This window comes from Frigoribacterium sp. AC512 (assembly GCF_979258295.1).
Map to the genome: position 1 here is coordinate 800,668 of NZ_OZ409850.1, position 15,813 is coordinate 816,480.

The 15,813-nt window shown below is 71.8% G+C and carries 17 protein-coding genes; 10 read left to right on the plus strand and 7 right to left on the minus strand.

Annotated elements, in window-relative coordinates:
- Positions 1–79: 79 nt before the first annotated feature.
- Both purE and ACZZ97_RS03660 read left to right on the plus strand, forming a co-directional pair.
- Positions 80–547 (plus strand): 5-(carboxyamino)imidazole ribonucleotide mutase, encoded by a 468-nt coding sequence (purE, locus tag ACZZ97_RS03655; protein WP_463473753.1) that lies wholly within the window; start codon positions 80–82, stop codon positions 545–547.
- The gene (locus ACZZ97_RS03660; protein ID WP_463472307.1) at positions 544–1,893 is read left to right on the plus strand and encodes an LCP family protein; all 1,350 of its coding nucleotides are present in this window, start codon (positions 544–546) and stop codon (positions 1,891–1,893) included. The genes purE and ACZZ97_RS03660 overlap by 4 nt, the downstream gene beginning before the upstream one ends.
- 36 nt (positions 1,894–1,929) lie before the next feature.
- Here ACZZ97_RS03660 and ACZZ97_RS03665 read toward each other — a convergent pair whose 3' ends face one another.
- The 3 genes from ACZZ97_RS03665 to rfbB are packed head-to-tail and all read right to left on the minus strand — an operon-like array spanning position 1,930 to position 4,948.
- A complete protein-coding gene (locus tag ACZZ97_RS03665) occupies positions 1,930–3,048 on the minus strand; it encodes a glycosyltransferase family 4 protein (RefSeq protein ID WP_463472308.1) in 1,119 nt (372 codons plus the stop codon).
- Positions 3,049–3,065: 17 nt separating this feature from the next.
- Positions 3,066–3,965: a dTDP-4-dehydrorhamnose reductase gene (gene rfbD, locus ACZZ97_RS03670; protein WP_463472309.1), complete on the minus strand. Its 900-nt coding sequence runs from the start codon at positions 3,963–3,965 to the stop codon at positions 3,066–3,068.
- Complete coding sequence (rfbB, locus tag ACZZ97_RS03675; RefSeq protein WP_314100542.1) at positions 3,962–4,948, minus strand: dTDP-glucose 4,6-dehydratase; 987 nt, start codon at positions 4,946–4,948, stop codon at positions 3,962–3,964. Before rfbB ends, rfbD begins: the two co-directional genes overlap by 4 nt.
- Before the next feature lie 145 nt (positions 4,949–5,093).
- Here rfbB and ACZZ97_RS03680 point away from each other — a divergent pair, with 145 nt between their 5' ends.
- A complete protein-coding gene (locus ACZZ97_RS03680) occupies positions 5,094–5,711 on the plus strand; it encodes a dTDP-4-dehydrorhamnose 3,5-epimerase family protein (protein ID WP_314100541.1) in 618 nt (205 codons plus the stop codon).
- Positions 5,708–6,571 carry a glucose-1-phosphate thymidylyltransferase RfbA gene (gene rfbA, locus ACZZ97_RS03685; protein ID WP_463472310.1) on the plus strand — a complete coding sequence of 288 codons (864 nt, stop codon included), beginning with the start codon at positions 5,708–5,710 and terminating at the stop codon, positions 6,569–6,571. The genes ACZZ97_RS03680 and rfbA overlap by 4 nt, the downstream gene beginning before the upstream one ends.
- A gap of 74 nt (positions 6,572–6,645) precedes the next feature.
- On the opposite strand, the gene ACZZ97_RS03690 is transcribed toward rfbA, so the two are convergent.
- Positions 6,646–7,314 carry an acyl-ACP--UDP-N- acetylglucosamine O-acyltransferase gene (locus ACZZ97_RS03690; RefSeq protein WP_463472311.1) on the minus strand — a complete coding sequence of 223 codons (669 nt, stop codon included), beginning with the start codon at positions 7,312–7,314 and terminating at the stop codon, positions 6,646–6,648.
- A gap of 105 nt (positions 7,315–7,419) precedes the next feature.
- On the opposite strand from ACZZ97_RS03690, the gene ACZZ97_RS03695 reads away from it, so the two are divergent.
- The 4 genes from ACZZ97_RS03695 to ACZZ97_RS03710 are packed head-to-tail and all read left to right on the plus strand — an operon-like array spanning position 7,420 to position 10,959.
- Positions 7,420–8,526: a DegT/DnrJ/EryC1/StrS family aminotransferase gene (locus tag ACZZ97_RS03695; protein WP_463472312.1), complete on the plus strand. Its 1,107-nt coding sequence runs from the start codon at positions 7,420–7,422 to the stop codon at positions 8,524–8,526.
- On the plus strand, positions 8,526–9,485 hold the full coding sequence (locus ACZZ97_RS03700) for a Gfo/Idh/MocA family protein (RefSeq protein WP_314100537.1): 960 nt from the start codon (positions 8,526–8,528) through the stop codon (positions 9,483–9,485). Before ACZZ97_RS03695 ends, ACZZ97_RS03700 begins: the two co-directional genes overlap by 1 nt.
- On the plus strand, positions 9,482–9,973 hold the full coding sequence (locus ACZZ97_RS03705) for a GtrA family protein (protein WP_463472313.1): 492 nt from the start codon (positions 9,482–9,484) through the stop codon (positions 9,971–9,973). Before ACZZ97_RS03700 ends, ACZZ97_RS03705 begins: the two co-directional genes overlap by 4 nt.
- Positions 9,974–9,975: 2 nt before the next feature.
- Positions 9,976–10,959, plus strand: coding sequence for a glycosyltransferase family 2 protein (locus ACZZ97_RS03710; protein ID WP_314100535.1), 984 nt, complete (start codon positions 9,976–9,978; stop codon positions 10,957–10,959).
- A 54-nt stretch (positions 10,960–11,013) separates the two neighbouring features.
- On the opposite strand, the gene ACZZ97_RS03715 is transcribed toward ACZZ97_RS03710, so the two are convergent.
- The 3 genes from ACZZ97_RS03715 to ACZZ97_RS03725 form a co-directional block, all read right to left on the minus strand.
- A complete protein-coding gene (locus tag ACZZ97_RS03715; RefSeq protein WP_314100534.1) occupies positions 11,014–11,886 on the minus strand; it encodes a glycosyltransferase family 2 protein in 873 nt (290 codons plus the stop codon).
- A complete protein-coding gene (locus tag ACZZ97_RS03720) occupies positions 11,883–13,016 on the minus strand; it encodes a glycosyltransferase family 4 protein (protein WP_314100533.1) in 1,134 nt (377 codons plus the stop codon). The genes ACZZ97_RS03715 and ACZZ97_RS03720 overlap by 4 nt, the downstream gene beginning before the upstream one ends.
- A 74-nt stretch (positions 13,017–13,090) precedes the next feature.
- Positions 13,091–14,149: a glycosyltransferase family 2 protein gene (locus ACZZ97_RS03725; RefSeq protein ID WP_314100532.1), complete on the minus strand. Its 1,059-nt coding sequence runs from the start codon at positions 14,147–14,149 to the stop codon at positions 13,091–13,093.
- Positions 14,150–14,273: 124 nt separating this feature from the next.
- Here ACZZ97_RS03725 and ACZZ97_RS03730 point away from each other — a divergent pair, with 124 nt between their 5' ends.
- Entirely contained in the window at positions 14,274–15,452 is a 1,179-nt protein-coding gene (locus ACZZ97_RS03730; protein ID WP_314100531.1) for a polysaccharide pyruvyl transferase family protein, read from the plus strand.
- Positions 15,445–15,768 carry a hypothetical protein gene (locus ACZZ97_RS03735; RefSeq protein ID WP_314100530.1) on the plus strand — a complete coding sequence of 108 codons (324 nt, stop codon included), beginning with the start codon at positions 15,445–15,447 and terminating at the stop codon, positions 15,766–15,768. Before ACZZ97_RS03730 ends, ACZZ97_RS03735 begins: the two co-directional genes overlap by 8 nt.
- The last annotated feature ends 45 nt before the right edge of the window (positions 15,769–15,813 follow it).

A 15,813-nucleotide genomic window follows, 5' to 3' on the forward strand; every position in this document is an offset into this window, starting at 1 on the left:
CCTCTCCTTCGTGCCCGACCAGACGACCGACCCCGAGACCGCCCCGACGCCCGAGCGAGCGCCCACGGTGGCCATCGTCATGGGGTCGGACAGCGACTGGCCCACGATGCAGAGCGCCGCCGCGATCCTCACCGAGTTCGGCATCGCCCACGAGGTCGAGGTCGTCTCCGCGCACCGCACGCCCGAGAAGATGATCCGGTTCGGCCAGCAGGCCGCGGGTCGCGGCATCCGCGTGGTCATCGCGGGCGCAGGAGGCGCGGCCCACCTCCCGGGGATGCTCGCGTCGGTCACGACCCTGCCGGTCATCGGCGTGCCCGTGGCCCTCGCGAAGCTCGACGGCCTCGACTCGCTCCTCTCGATCGTCCAGATGCCCGCGGGCATCCCGGTGGCCACCGTGTCGATCGGCGGGGCCGCCAACGCCGGCCTGCTCGCCGCCCGCATCCTCGGCTCCGGCGATCCCGTCCTGTCGGCGCGGCTCGCCGACTACGCGACGAGCCTCGCCGAGCTCGTCGAGGAGAAGAACGCCGCCCTGCAGCGACCGCTGTGAGCGCTGCCTCGCTGCCGGTCCGGCACCCCGACGTCACGTCCCCCTCGTTCATGACGAGGCGGGCGTGGACGCTCGTGCTGCTCAACGTCCTCATCCCGGGCTCCGCCCAGGTGCTCGCGGGGAGCCGTCGGCTCGGTCGGTGGGGCCTCGGCTCGACCCTCGTGTCGTGGGCCGTGGTGCTGGTCACCGTGGGCCTGGCGCTCTTCTGGAACACGCCCCTGCTCGAGGTCGCGACGAACGTCGTCGCTCTGACCGTCGTCCAGGTGTTCCTCGTGTACTACGCGGTGCTCTGGGTCGTCCTCACGCTCGACACGCTCAGGCTCGTGAGGATCATCCGGACGGCACCCACGGCGCGCGGCTTCATCGCGGGCGTCATGGCGCTGTTGCTCGTCGCGACCGTGGGGCCGGTCGCCTGGGGCGCCTACCTGACCAGCGTCCAGCACGGTCTGCTGAACTCGCTCTTCACCTCCCAGGCCGCCGCAGCTGACCCTGTGAACGGCCGGTACAACATCCTGCTGCTCGGCGGCGACGCCGGAGCCGACCGCACCGGGCTCCGGCCCGACAGCATCTCGGTCGCGAGCATCGACGCCGAGACGGGCGCGACGACGATCGTGGGCATCCCCCGGAACCTCTACAACGCGCCGTTCTCCGAGGGGTCGCCCCTCTGGGGCGAGTTCCCCGACGGCTACAGCTGCGGCGACGACTGCCTGATCAGCTACCTCTACACCTACGGCGAAGAGCACCCCGAGCTCTACCCGGACGCCGAGTCGAAGGGCAGCAACCCCGGCATCGAGGCCATGCGGGACGCGGTCCAGGGCGTCACCGGCCTCACCCTCCAGTACTACGTGCTGATCGACATGCAGGGCTTCGTCGACCTGATCGATGCCCTGGGCGGCATCTCGGTGAACAACACCGAAGGGCGCCTGCCCATCAACGGCGGCGTCGACGGCGCCGGCAACCCGATCAACGTCGACGGGTGGATCGAGCCGGGGGAGCAGGTCCTCGACGGCTACCACGCCCTCTGGTACGCCCGCGCCCGCCACGGCTCGGACGACTACCACCGGATGGCACGTCAGCGCGAGGTGCAGCAGGCGCTGCTGTCACAGTTCCAGCCCGCCACCGTGCTGTCCAAGTTCCAGTCGGTCGCGTCGGCGGGGGTGCAGACAGTCGACACGGACATCCCCCAGGCCGCTCTCGGTGCGTTCGGGCAGTTGGCCCTGAAGGCCAAGGAGCAGCAGATCAGCGACCTCGAGATCGTCCCGCCGACCTACTCGAACGTCTATCCCGACTACGACGTCATCCGCGCGGACGTCGCGACGGCCACGGCCACGGCGACCGCCGGATGACGAGGCACGCCGCCGGGGCGGGCCTCGGGGCCCGCCTCAGAGGTCGGCGTGCAGCTGCCAGACCTTGTCGGCCGAGTCGCGCCAGCTGAACGCCCTGGCCCGGTCGAGCCCCGCGATGCCGAGGCGGGAGGCCAGCTCGAGGTCGGTGACGACCTGGAACATCGCCTGCGCGAGTCGCTCGGGGTAGCCCTCGGCGTCCTCACGGGGAACGACGACGGCGCCGTCGGCGGCCACCTCCACGAGCGCAGGAGCGTCGGAGACGATGGTGGGGGTGCCGAGGCTCAACGCCTCGACCACGGGCAACCCGAAGCCCTCGGCGAGGCTCGGGAAGACGAAGGCGGACGCGCGCTGGAGGAGGACGGCGAGCTGGGCGTCGGAGACGAAGCCCAGTGTGCGCACCCGCTCGGGCGAGAGGCCTGCCTCGGCGACCACGTCCGTCACGCGGACGTCGCCCCAGCCCTCCGGGCCCACGACGAGCAGCGGGACGTCGGGAGCGTCGGGGTGCGCCATCGCTCGGATGAGCGGCACGAGCCCCTTGCGAGGCTCGATCGTCCCCACGCTGAGCACGTAGGCATCGGGCAGGCCGAGTCCGTCCGCCACGTCGTCGGCGTCGGCCGGTACACGGAGGTCGTCGCTGACGGCCCCTCCGACGACGCGGACGCGGTCGCCGAAGGGGAAGAGCTCGAGCAGCTCGCTCGCGACCGCGTGGGTGGGCACGACGACGGCGTCCGCGTGACGGAAGGCGCGCTTCGTCATCGCCTTGTGCCAGCGGACGCCCCGGGGGGTCAGCGTCTCGGGATGCGTCCACGGCACCGTGTCGTGGATCGTGACGACGGTCTGGTTGCCGGGGGCGAGGCCCCGGTCGTGGCGACCGAGGGGAGCCAGCAGGCTGGTGGCGTGGACCATGCCCCGCCCCGGCAGCCCGGCGATGCCGGCCTGCCAGGCGAGGGACAGCTCACGACGGCCGAGGGGCGACTTGGCCAGCCCGCTGAGCCCGGGCACGAGGTCGGTGAGCCGGTCGTACTCGGCCTGCGGGTGCGCCGCGACGACCCCTTGGACGTCGCAGCCCCGAGGCGCGGTGAGGACCAGCGCCCTCGAGAGCTCGCTCGTGTAGCGGCCGATGCCGCCGGGGACGGGCGCGAGGATCTGGTCCATGACGACCCTGAGGGTCGTCATCGTCCGTCGGCGGAGCCGTCGGAGGGAGTGTCGTCGACGAACACGCCCTCGGCGGAGGCCTCGGCCAGGGCTTCCTGCCACGGTCGCATCGGGCTGAGCCCGGCCCGGGCCCACGCGTCGTGCCCGAGCACGCTGAACGCCGGCCGTGCGGCGGGCCGGACGAAGGCCGAGCTGTCCGTGGGCAGGACCCGCTCGGGGTCGAGGCCCTCGAGCCGGAAGGTCTCCTGCGCGAAGGCCTGCCAGCTCGTCGAGCCCGAGTTCGTGCCGTGGTAGATCCCGGCCGGGGCGTCGGAGTCGACGAGGGCGACGATCTGACGGGCCAGGTCCATCGTCCAGGTGGGCTGCCCGACCTGGTCGGCGACCACCGAGAGGGTGTCCCGGGTCGCCGCGAAGCCGAGCATGGTCTTCGGGAAGTTCGCACCGTGGCGGCCGTAAAGCCACGCCGTCCGCACGACGTACGTGCCATCCGGGTGGGCCGCGAGGGCCGCCTCCTCACCGGCGGCCTTGGTGCGACCGTAGGCGTTCAGGGGATCGCGGGGCTCGTCCTCGGCGTAGGGCTCCGTGGCGTCGCCCGCGAACACGTAGTCGGTCGAGACCGTGACGAACGTCGCGCCGACGGAGGCGGCGGCCTCGGCGAGCAGGCCCACGGCGGTCCCGTTGACCGCGAGGGCCGCCTCCTCGTCGGTCTCGGCGGCGTCGACGGCCGTGTAGGCGGCGGCGTTGATGACGACGTCGTGGCCCTGGACGGCCGCGAGGACGGCGTCGCGGTCGGTCACGTCGAGGTCGGCCCGGCCGAGGAGGGTCACGTCACGGCCGAAGAGCGCCTCGACGAGGTCGGACCCGAGCATGCCGCGGGCTCCGGTGACCAGGTACTTCGCAGGGGAATTCGGGCTCATGCGAGGGCCGCGCGCTCCTTGAGGGGCTCCCACCACTGGCGGTTGTCGCGGTACCACTGCACCACCTCGGCGAGCCCCTCGGCGAACGGGACCTGCGGCTCGTAGCCGAGCTCAGCGCGGATCTTCGAGATGTCGACCGAGTAGCGGAGGTCGTGGCCGAGGCGGTCCTGCACGCGGTCGACGTACGACCAGTCCTTGCCGGTGGCCTCGAGGAGCATCTCGGTCAGTTCTCTGTTGGTGAGCTCGGTGCCGCCGCCGATGTTGTAGATCTCGCCCGCACGGCCGCCGACGAGCACCATGGCGATGCCACGGGTGTGGTCGTCCACGTGCAGCCAGTCGCGGATGTTGTTCCCCTCGCCGTACAGGGGCACGTGGACGTCGTCGATCAGGTTCGTGACGAAGAGCGGGATGACCTTCTCGGGGAAGTGGTACGGGCCGTAGTTGTTGCTGCAGCGCGTGATCGAGATGTTCAGGCCGTGCGTGCGGTGGTAGCTGCGGGCGAGCAGGTCGCTGCCGGCCTTCGATGCGGAGTAGGGGGAGTTCGGCTCGAGCGGGCGGTCCTCGGCCCAGGATCCCTCGGCGATGGAGCCGTAGACCTCGTCGGTCGAGACGTGCACGAAGCGCGCCAGGTCGTTCCGCAGGGCGGCGTCGAGCAGCTGCTGCGTGCCGAGCACGTTGGTCTCGACGAAGATCGAGGCGTCGCGCACCGAGCGGTCGACGTGCGACTCGGCCGCGAAGTGGACGACGGCGTCGACCTCGGGGAAGAGGGTGTCGAGCAGGGCGCCGTCGCGGATGTCGCCCTGGACGAAGCGGTAGCGGGGGGAGTCGGCGACGCTTGCCAGGTTCTCGAGGTTGCCCGAGTAGGTGAGGGCGTCGAGGACGACCACCTCGGCACCTTCGAGCCCCGGGTACGCGTCTTCGAGGGTGCGGCGGACGAAGTTGGAGCCGATGAAGCCGGCTCCGCCGGTGACGAGGATTTTCACGAGAGTTCCTTGATGTGGTCGGTCGCGGATGTCGGTCGATCCTAGCCGGGGAGATCCGACCGGGCGGCGTGGCGGGGCGGCGGGGCGCGAGGTCGCCGCCGGAGCTCCACCCCGGCCTGAGAACCGGTCGCGGTAGGGTGTCCGGGTGCAGATCCGTGAACTGAAGATCCCAGACAGCTACGAGATCACGCCGAAGCAGTTCGGCGACGATCGGGGAGTGTTCCTCGAGTGGTACCGGTTCGACCGGCTGGAGGAGACGATCGGCCACAGCATCGACCTCCGCCAGGCCAACACCTCCGTCTCCAAGCGCGGCGTGGTCCGTGGCATCCACTTCGCCGACGTGCCCCGCGGGCAGGCCAAGTACGTGACCGCGACGCACGGCGCCGTCCTGGACTACGTGATCGACATCCGGGTGGGCTCGCCCACCTTCGGCCAGTGGGACTCGGTGCTGCTCGACGGCGTCGACCGGCGCGCCATCTACCTCGCGGAGGGGCTGGGCCACGCCTTCGTGGCGCTGACCGACGACGCGACCGTCAGCTACCTGGTCACCGACACCTTCGACGCCGAGCGCGAGCACGGCATCGACCCCCTCGATCCGGAGATCGGCCTCGTGTTCCCGCCCGAGGCGGGCGAGGCCCTGCTCTCCCCCAAGGACACGGCGGCCCCCGGGCTGTCCGAGGCGGCGGACGCGGGTCTCCTGCCGACGTGGGACGACATGCGCGCCTTCTACGCGAGCCTCGACCAGCAGGGCGGCGCAGCGTGAAGGGCATCATCCTCGCCGGGGGCTCCGGCACGCGGCTCTGGCCCATCACGAAGGGCATCTCGAAGCAGCTGATGCCCATCTACGACAAGCCGATGGTCTACTACCCCCTGTCGACGCTGATGATGGCCGGCATCCGCGAGGTGCTCGTCATCACCACGCCCGAGTACAACGACCAGTTCCGGGCCCTGCTCGGCGACGGGTCGCAGCTCGGCATGACGATCGAGTACGCGGTCCAGCCGTCGCCCGACGGCCTGGCCCAGGCGTTCGTCATCGGCGAGGAGTTCATCGGCGAGGACAGCGTCGCGCTCGTGCTGGGCGACAACATCTTCCACGGCGTCGGCCTCGGCTCGAACTTGAAGAAGAACGCCGACGTCGAGGGCGCGACGATCTTCGCCTACCACGTGTCCGATCCGAAGGCCTACGGGGTCGTCGAGTTCGACGACTCGTTCCGTGCGGTCTCGATCGAGGAGAAGCCCGCGGCTCCCAAGAGCAACTACGCCGTGCCCGGGCTCTACTTCTACGACAACGACGTCGTGCGCATCGCGAAGACGATCGGGCCGAGTCCTCGCGGCGAGCTCGAGATCTCGACCGTCAACGAGCGCTACCTCGAGGCGGGCGCGCTCCAGGTGCAGGTGCTCGACCGCGGCACGGCGTGGCTCGACACCGGCACCTTCGAGTCGATGATGCAGGCGTCCGAGTACGTCCGGGTCATCGAGGACCGTCAGGGCCACAAGATCGGCTGCATCGAGGAGATCGCCTGGCGCAACGGCTGGATCGACGACGAGCACCTCGCGTCGCTCGCGGCTCCGCTCGCCAAGAGCGGCTACGGCGTGTACCTCGCGGCGCTGCTCGGCAGCTGAGCGACGGACCAGAGGAGAGGCGTGCGGGGATCCGCACGCCCCTCGCTCGTCGTGGCGCCCCCGTCGCCGACCCGTCAGGGCTCGAGCAGATGACCGAGGCCCAGCTCCTCGAGGTCGGCGGGAGACGTGCGGCCGTCCTCGTAGGCCCGTGCCAGGGCCGTGACGACCGCCTCCTCGTGGCCCGCTCGTCGCATGCCGACGACGTTGGCGGAGGCGACCCGCGCGGGTGAGCCCCAGGACTTGGAGAACGGCGGCAGGTCGCGCGTCACGACCGAGCCCATGCCCACCATGGCCCCGCGGCCGATCGACCTGGTCTGGTGCACGGTCGTGCCGAGGCCCAGGTTGGCGCCCGCGCCGACGTGGACGTGACCGGCGAGCAGCACGCTCGACGCCAGGGTCACGCCGTCCTCGAGCACGCAGTCGTGAGCGACGTACGACTGGTTCATGACGAAGGCGTCGTCGCCGACGGTCGTGACGCCCTTCCAGCCCTGGTGCACCTGGGCCGCCTCGCGGATCACGGTGCGCGAGCCGATGACGACGCCGCCGCCGGCGCTCTCCGACGAGAGGCCCGGGTGCTCGAACGAGCGGACCTCGGGCGGGGCGCCGACCACCACGCCGGCGCCGAGCCAGTTGTCGTCGCCGATCGTGACCGGGCCCCGCACGACGACGAACGGACCGATCACGTTCCCCGAGCCGAGGCGGACGTCGCCCTCGATCACGGCGGTGGGGTGGATGTCGTTCATCGTGCTCCGTTCGGGGGTGTCCTGGCTGAGGCCAGCTCGCCTCCAGGGTATGTTGGACGGTGGCATAAAACGCGATCGGGGGGCGGCCCCCAGTCTGGAATTCTCATGATCCCCATCTCGCGAGTCGATTTCGGCCCGGAAGAAGAAGCATCCGTCCTCGAGGTCCTCAGGTCGGGCATGATCGCCCAGGGCCCCAAGGTGGCCGAGTTCGAGGCGGCGTTCGCCGAGGCGTTCGGCGCCGAGCACGCGATCGCCGTCAACAACGGCACGACCGCGCTCATCGCCGCCATGGAGGCGATCGACCTCGGCCCGGGCGACGAGGTCATCACCACCCCCTTCACGTTCGTCGCGACCGTCAACGCGGTGCTCAGCACCGGCGCGTCCGTCCGGTTCGCCGACATCCGCCGGGACGACTTCAACATCGACCCGGCCAGCGTCGAGGCGCTGGTGACCGAGCGCACCAAGGCGATCGTGCCCGTGCACCTCTACGGCCAGATGGCCGACATGGCGCCCATCATGGCCATCGCCGAGCGGCACGGCCTCGCCGTCGTCGAGGACTCCGCGCAGTCGCACGGAGCCATGTACGACGGTCGCTTCGCTGGCACGTTCGGCATCGGCACCTTCTCCTTCTACGCGACGAAGAACATCGCGACGGGCGAGGGCGGCATGATCACCACCTCCGACGACGCGGTCGCCGACAAGCTGCGCGTCCTCCGCAACCAGGGCATGCGGGCTCGCTACCAGTACGAGTTCCCCGGCAACAACTACCGGCTCACCGACCTGCAGGCTGCCGTCGGCGTGCCGCAGCTCGCGCGGTACGAGGGCATCGTCGAGGCACGCCAGCGGAACGCCGCAGCGTTCACGGCACGCCTGGAGGAGGTGGGCGGCATCGTGCCGCCCCGCCAGCTCGAGGGTCGCCGCCACGTGTGGCACCAGTACACGATCCGCGTCACCGAGGAGGCGGGCCTCAGCCGCGACCAGCTCAGCTCGCAGCTCGCCGAGGACGGCGTCGGGTCCGGCGTCTACTACCCGGCCCTCATCGGCGACTACGCGGCCTACCGTGGCCACCCGCAGATCGGCACGGAGGAGACCCCCGTCGCCGCCGAGGTCGTCGGCCAGGTGCTGTCGCTCCCGGTGCACCCGCACGTCGGCGACGACGGCGTCGCGCTCATCGCCGACCGCATCGCGGCTCGCGTCGGGGTGAACGCCTGATGGCCCGCCAGCGCGTCGTGCTCGTCGGGGCCGGCATCATGGGCAGCCACCACGCCCGCGTCATCTCGCAGTCGTCCGAGTCCGACCTGGTCGCCCTCGTCGACCCGTTCGAGGAGGGCGGCCGTCGCGTCGCGGGACGCTACGGAGCCACCTGGTTGCCGGAGCTGCCGGACCTCGACGACGTCGACGCGGTCGTCGTCGCCGCGCCCACCGAGCACCACCGCCCCATCGCGCTCGAGGTGCTGGGCTCGGGGACCCCGCTGCTGATCGAGAAGCCGGTCGCCGCCGACCTCGGGGTCACCCGCGAGATCGTGACGGAGGCGGACTCCCGGGACGTCCCGCTCATGTGCGGTTTCCTCGAGCGCTACAACCCCGCCGTCCTCACCGCCGCGTCGATCATCGAGCAGCCGCTGCACATGTCGTCGGTCCGCCACTCGCCCTACGCGCCGCGCATCCGGACCGGTGTCGGCTGGGACCTCCTGGTGCACGACGTCGACCTCAGCCTCCGGTTCCTCGGGACGGAGCCGACGACCGTCACGTCGTCCCTCGGGCACTTCCACCCGACGTCCGGTCCGGACTCGGAGGACGTCGCCGAGGCGGTCCTCGGCTACGCCGACGGCGGGGTCGCCCACGTCTCCGCGAGTCGCGTCGGCCAGCGGAAGATCCGACAGATCAGCGTCTACGAGCTCGACCGTCTGGTCGAGATCGACCTGCTCCGTCGCGACGTCACGGTCTACCACCACGTCTCCGAGAACTCGGCGGACGGCGAGGGCCGGGGCTACAAGCAGCAGACCGTGATCGAGATCCCGGAGATGGTCACGAGCCAGGAGCCGCTCACCGCGCAGTTCGAGCGCTTCATGTCGCTCGCCCGGGGCGAGGGCGACGCCGCAGCCGAGCGCGCAGGTCTCCTGCCCGCCCACGTCGTCGTCGACCGCGTCCTCCACGGCTCGGCCGAGTGAGCGCCGGGGGTCCCGGCGGCGCCGAGCGCGTGCACGGCGGCGACGCGAGGCCGTCGCCTCGCGGCTTCCGTGCGCTCCTCGACAACGGGGTCGTCCGGTACCTGCTCGTCGGCGGGTCGGCCTTCGTGGTCGATCTCGGGCTGCTCGCGCTGTTCCACGAGCTGCTCGGATGGCCCGTGTGGATCGCGACCGCCGTCGCCTTCCTGCTGAGCTTCGCGTACACGTACACTCTGCAGCGACTCGCCTTCCGCTCCGAGCGGACGCACGGCACCGCCCTCGTCCGGTACACGATCCTGGTGGCCGTCAACCTCGTGGCGACGTCGGGCCTGGTGGCCCTGCTGGCCGTCACCCCGATCGGGTGGGTGGGCGCGAAGGTCGTGACGACCGCGGTCACCACCGTCTGGAACTTCTTCATCTACAGGTACTGGGTCTTCGCGGCCCCTCGCAGTGACGCGGCGTCGACCTCGGCGCCCACCCAGGAGGTCTGACCGTGTTCCAAGGAGCAGTCGTAGCCGCAGTCGTGCCGGCGTACAAGGAAGAGTCGATGATCGACCGGGTCATCGACACGATGCCCGACTACGTCGACCACATCGTGATCGTGGACGACTGCAGTCCCGACGCCACGAGCGACGTCGTCCGGCGCAGCACCGACCCGCGGGTCGACCTGATCCGTCACGAGGTCAACCAGGGCGTGGGCGGGGCCATCATCACCGGTCACGAACGGGCCATGGAACTCGGTGCGGACGTGAACGTCATCATGGCCGGTGATGCCCAGATGGATCCGGCGTACCTGCCTGCGCTCCTCGAGCAGGTGACCGACGGCGGCTACGGCTTCGCCAAGGCCAACCGGTTCTTCTCGCCGGAGTCCTTCGACGGGATGCCCCGCTACCGTGTGCTGGGCAACATCGGGCTGTCGTTCATGACCAAGCTCGCCTCGGGGTACTGGCACCTCTTCGACCCCCAGAACGGCTACACCGCCATCCGCACCAGCGTGCTGCAGCGGCTGCCCCTCAAGAACGTGGCGAAGCGGTACTCCTTCGAGAACGACCTGCTGATCCACCTGAACATCCTCCAGGTGCCCGCGGTCGACGTGCCGATCCCGGCCGTCTACGGCGACGAGGTCTCGAGCATCAAGCTCTCCAAGGTGGTCCCCGAGCTCGTCAACCTGCTCGGGCGAGGCTTCTGGCGACGGATCTGGTACCGCTACGTGCTGTGGTCGTTCAGCCCCATCGCCCTGCTGCTCGTGCTCGGGATCGTCCTCTTCGGGTTCGGCCTGGCCGTGTCGGTGTGGCTGGCGTTCCTGTCGCTCAACAGCGTCATCGCGACGGCGGCCACGGTGATGCTCGCCGCCCTGCCCCTCATGCTCGGCGTGCAGATGCTCATCAGCGCACTGCAACTCGACATCCAGGCGAGTCCCGACACCCCGGACGGGCACCCGTTCCCCGGGCCGGACGTCCCGACCCCCACCGTCTGACCCCGGCGACCGGCGCCATCGCGCCTCACGTGCCTCGCCGGTCGGCGGTGAGGCTCAGGAGGCGCGGCGCCGCCGACGGGTGACCCATCGCGCGCGCGCGGCCAACCCGAGGCGCAGGGCGAGCCGGAGCGGAGCGAGGACGCGTCCGTGGTACTTCCGGGACAGGTAGAGGTAGGCGCTCTCGTGGTGGACGCGCTCCATGACGACGGAGTTCTGCGACGTCGACTGCGCCCCGGCGTGGACGACCGTGCCGGTCGGCACGTAGACGCTTCGCCAGCCGGCCCGGCCGAGTCGCTGGCCCAGGTCGACGTCCTCGAAGTACATGAAGTACGAGTCGTCGAAGCCGCCGACCTCGTCGAAGGCCGAGCGGCGGAGCAAGAGGAACGCGCCCGACAGCCAGCCTGCATCGCGCTCACGATCGAGCTCGCGCTCGGCCTTGTAGGACGTCGACCAGGGGTTCGTCGGCCAGACCCTGCCCAGGGCGGCGTGGCCGACCCCGGTGCGGAGCGACGGGAGGCTCCTGGCTGACGGGTACGTGCCGCCGTCGTCGTCGAGGATGCGCGGGCCGAGCGCGCCGGCGTCGGGGAGCCGTTCGGCCGCCGACAGCAAGAGGGCGAGGCAGTCGGGCTCGACCACGATGTCGGGGTTGGAGACCACGAGGTAGGTGGCCTGTCGCTCGAGGGCCGCCACCGCGGCGGTGACGCCCGCCCCGTAGCCGGCGTTGGCCGCCAGGTGGAGGTACCGGGCACCCGAGGCCTCGACGAGCTGGACGACCGTCGCGGAGGGCACGGGGGAGTTGTCGGCGACGACGACCTCCGCGTCCGGCTGTCCGGCGCGCCGGAGGGACTCGCCCAGCGAGGTCAGGAAGGCGCCGATGGTGTCGTCCGACCCGTACGCGACGGCGACGACCGCGAGCGAGGCCGTCACGCCGCCTCCTCGTACGCGACCAGGTGACGGTCTGCCGTCCGCCGCCAGGTGAACTCGGCCGCGCGGGCCCGGCCCGCCCGGCCGAGCCGGCCCCGCAGGGCCTCGTCGTCCATCAAGGACCTCAACGACTCGACGAGGGCGTCGACGCTCACGTCCGTGTAGGCGACGGCGTCGCCGCCGACCTCGGGGATGGCCGTCCACCGGGTGGTGAGGACGCAGGCTCCCGTGGCCATCGCCTCGAGGACGGGGAGGCCGAAGCCCTCGGCGACGCTCGGGTAGACGACGGCCTCGGACCCGCCGAGCAGCGCCGGGAGCGTCTCCAGGGGCAGGTAGCCGACCTCGTGCAGCCCGTCGCCCGGGCGTCGGGCGTCGAGCAGGGCGAGCGCGTCGTCGTCCCAGCCGCGGCCCCCGGCGATCACGAGGTCGGGGAAGTCGGGATCGGCGTCGCGGAGGCGGTGGTGCGCCTCGATCAGGACCCCGACGTTCTTGCGCGGCTCGATCGTCCCGAGGAACGCGATCCACGGGCGCCCGGGGGCGAGGTCGAGCAGCGGTCGCGCGGCCTCCGTCTCGGCGGCCGTCGGTGGCCGGAAGAGCGCGGCGTCCACCCCGTGGTGCGCGACGACGACATGGGCGCGGGCCCCCCGGACGAAGCGCCGCAGCTCGGACGCCGTCGCCTCGCTGGGCACCACGCACACGGTGCGCCGATCGCGCAGGGCCAGGCGAGTCCAGGCGGAGAAGAACCCGCGCTTGAGCGCGCCGTGACGTTCGGGGTCGCTGAAGAAGGTCGCGTCGTGCAGCGTGACGACCCGCGGCCCCCTGCGGACGAGCGGCCTGGTGTAGTGCGGCGAGTGGACGAGACGGGCGCCGACGCGACGGGCGAGGAGGGGCAGGCCGAGTTGTTCCCACAGGAGTCGGAGGGGCGTCCTCGACGTCCACGCAGGGGACGTGAGCACACGACGACCAGGCGCCAGAGTCCGGAAGCGCGACGCGTGCTCCGGGCGCGCGACGAGCGAGAAGTCCGCACCTGCGTCGACGAGGCCGGTGACGAGGCCCTCGAGGTACCGGCCGACGCCTCCGAGCTCGGCGGGGATCGCCGTGGCGTCGATCAGGACAGGCGTGGTGCTGGGCATGTCCTGGACCTCATCTCGCGCTGTCGTGCGTCGTCAAGCATAACGAGCCGCGCGCGGCCCCCGGTCGGTTCCGGTCACGAGTCAGGGACGAGGTGTCCCCGCAGCCGAGACGAGGGGACGCGGGCACGGCGGTCGAGGGACCGACGGGCACGGAGGGCGGACGGGAAGCGGACGACGACGTCGGCCACGCCGCCCAGCCGGCCGAGCAGTTCCTCGCGTGCGGCCGCGTCGCCGGGTGTGCGCGCGGCGCGGACCGCTGTCGACGCGACGCTCCCGAGGGCACGGGAGAGGGTGCCCGGCAGCGTCGAGGCGGGGGCGTTCCGGAGCGCGACGACGACGCGGTTGCGGGTGTTCCAGCGGACGAAACGACGGCTGCCCGTGCCCGAGGAGGCGGCGTGGGCGTGGTGCGAGACCGCGTCCCGGGCCCAGCGGACGGACCACCCGTGGCGGCGGAGCCGCCACGACAGGTCCGTGTCCTCGTAGTACATGAAGAGCGTCTCGTCGAAGAGGCCGACGTCGTCGAGGGCTGCGCGGCGGAGCGCGCACGCTCCGCCGTGGAAGCCGAACACATCGGCGTCGTAGTCGGTCCCCAGCGGTGCGAGCCACCCGCGATCCCGGCCGTTGCCGCTGACGGAGACGAGGTTGCCGGTGCTGTTCAGCAGCGGGACGGCGTCGTCCCGCCCGGACGCGTCCCGCCGCCAGCGGGTGCCGTCGTGCCCGACGAAGTCCCCGTCCGGCGCACGCACGAAGGCGCCCTCGAGGACGACGGTGGCCGTCGTGGCCCCGACGGAGGCGTCAGCGAGCAGGGGAGCGACGAGTGCGGCCGTGAAGGTCGGCTCGTAACGGGCGTCGTCGTTGACGACGGCGACGACATCGGCGTCGACGCCTCGGACACCGGTGTTCGCGCCCGCACCGTAGCCTCCGTTGTGCTCGCGGCGCAGCACCGTCACGGTGGGGAAGGCGGTGCGCACCCAGTCGGCCGAGCCGTCGACGGAGCCGTTGTCGACGACCACGACCTGGTGTTCCCAGCCGTCGGGGACCTTCTGGTCGACGAGCGACCGCACGCACGACCCCAGGCGGTCTCGGCCGTTCCAGGTGACCACGACGGTGGCGACGCGCAGAGGGGGGGACACGAGAGCCCAGCCTAGCGAGACGTGCGCCGTCGACGCGGCCGCGCTCGGCTCCGGAGCAGGTCGCCCTGCTAACGTCGACGGCTCGTCGGGGCCGGTCGGGCACCGTCGGCAGGGAGGACACCGCATGACCACGACGACGCGACGGGACGTGCTCCTGGTGGGCGCGTACGAACGCGACAACTTCGGGGACTCGCTCTTCCTGCTGGCGACCGAGCGCCTCCTCGAGGGGCGTGCCCTCGCCTCCTCGGTCATCTCGTCCGACATGACGGACGTCCTCGGTCGACGCGTGGTCTCGACGGACGCCGCGTTGCGCGCCGCGTCGTGGCGTGCGGTCTGGGTCGTGGGGGGCGAGATCGGCGGCGTCACCGTCCAGGACGCCCTGCCCATGTCGCTGGCCGACCCGCTCGGCAGCGAGTACGAGCAGCTGTCGCCCGCCGACCGGACTGACTTCGACGCGTTCGTCTCGGGCCTGGACGGCCAGGCGCCCGCGTACCTCCCCGAGCTCGGCCGCTACCCCCGCGCCGCCGGCACGCGTCTCGTGGTGCACTCGGTGGGCCTGACGGGGGCGGAGCGGGACGCGGACGGCGCGATCACGGGCCGGGAGGCCGTCGCCCTGCGGGGCGCCACGAGCGTCACCGTGCGCGAGGACGGTTCACGGGCCGCGGCGGAGGGGGCAGGCATCCCCGTCTCGACGTCGCCCGACCTCGTCCACGCCCTCCCTGCCTTGTTCCCGGACCTGGCAGCCCGGACGTCGACCGTCGGCGACGAGCGTCGCTCCCTCGTGTTCCAGATGAACCGCGGGCTCGTCCACCACCACGGCGCCGAGGAACTGGCAGGGGTCCTGGTGGGCATCGCGACCGAGCACGACGCCAGGGTCCTGCTCTTCCCCGCGGGCACGGCGCGCCATCACGACAGCCCCGAGCAGTACGACGAGCTGCTCTCCGCCGTCCGGACGCTCGGTCCCGACGTCGACGCGCGCGTCGTCAGCACTCGTGACCCGCTGGGGCTCGCGCAGGTCGTCGCGAGTGCCTTCTGCTGGATCGGCTCATCGCTGCACGGGCGCATCGTGAGCTCGGCCTACGGCGTGCCGCGGGTGAGCCTGGACGTCGACAAGGTGACGAGGTACGCCACGACCTGGGACCCCGACCTCCCCGCCGGGGTGACGCTCGACGAGGTGCCGGAAGCGGTGCGCTCGGCCCTGGCCGCCGCCGGGAGCCCAGAGCAGGTGGCACACGGTCGCGAGCTCGTCGAGGAGGCCTCGTCGCGGGGGCGGGCCGTGGCGGCGGAGGCGCTCCGTGGCTGACGAGGTCGGGGTCCGGCCGGACTTCGTCGAGCGCGCGCTCGCCGACGAGGTCGACCGGCTGAGGTCCGAGCACCTGGCCGCTCTCGGCCGGGCACGGGACCGGGCGGAGGCGGACGCGGAGGTGCTGCGCGGCCTGCGTGAGGAGCTGAGGGTCTCGCACGAGCACCTCGTCGAGACGGCCGCACAGCGCGCAGCCCAGGAGGACAGGGCCTTGCGGGCGGAAGCCGCGCTCACCGCCGTGCACGAGTCGAGGTCGTGGCGCTCCACGGCGGCCCTCCGGCGGGTGTCCGAGGCCCTCTCGCGCGACCACCGCTGATCACCCGGACACGAGGCGGCCGCGGGGCGGGCGGCCCCGTCGCGG

What these genes read in the sequence shown, in the direction of transcription:
- purE (WP_463473753.1), top strand. Translation starts at nt 80, where the DNA reads ATGGGGTCGGACAGCGACTGGCCCACGATGCAGAGCGCCGCCGCGATC.
- ACZZ97_RS03665 (WP_463472308.1), bottom strand. Translation starts at nt 3,048, where the DNA reads ATGGACCAGATCCTCGCGCCCGTCCCCGGCGGCATCGGCCGCTACACG.
- rfbD (WP_463472309.1), bottom strand. Translation starts at nt 3,965, where the DNA reads ATGAGCCCGAATTCCCCTGCGAAGTACCTGGTCACCGGAGCCCGCGGC.
- ACZZ97_RS03690 (WP_463472311.1), bottom strand. Translation starts at nt 7,314, where the DNA reads ATGAACGACATCCACCCCACCGCCGTGATCGAGGGCGACGTCCGCCTC.
- ACZZ97_RS03695 (WP_463472312.1), top strand. Translation starts at nt 7,420, where the DNA reads ATGATCCCCATCTCGCGAGTCGATTTCGGCCCGGAAGAAGAAGCATCC.
- ACZZ97_RS03700 (WP_314100537.1), top strand. Translation starts at nt 8,526, where the DNA reads ATGGCCCGCCAGCGCGTCGTGCTCGTCGGGGCCGGCATCATGGGCAGC.
- ACZZ97_RS03720 (WP_314100533.1), bottom strand. Translation starts at nt 13,016, where the DNA reads ATGCCCAGCACCACGCCTGTCCTGATCGACGCCACGGCGATCCCCGCC.
- ACZZ97_RS03730 (WP_314100531.1), top strand. Translation starts at nt 14,274, where the DNA reads ATGACCACGACGACGCGACGGGACGTGCTCCTGGTGGGCGCGTACGAA.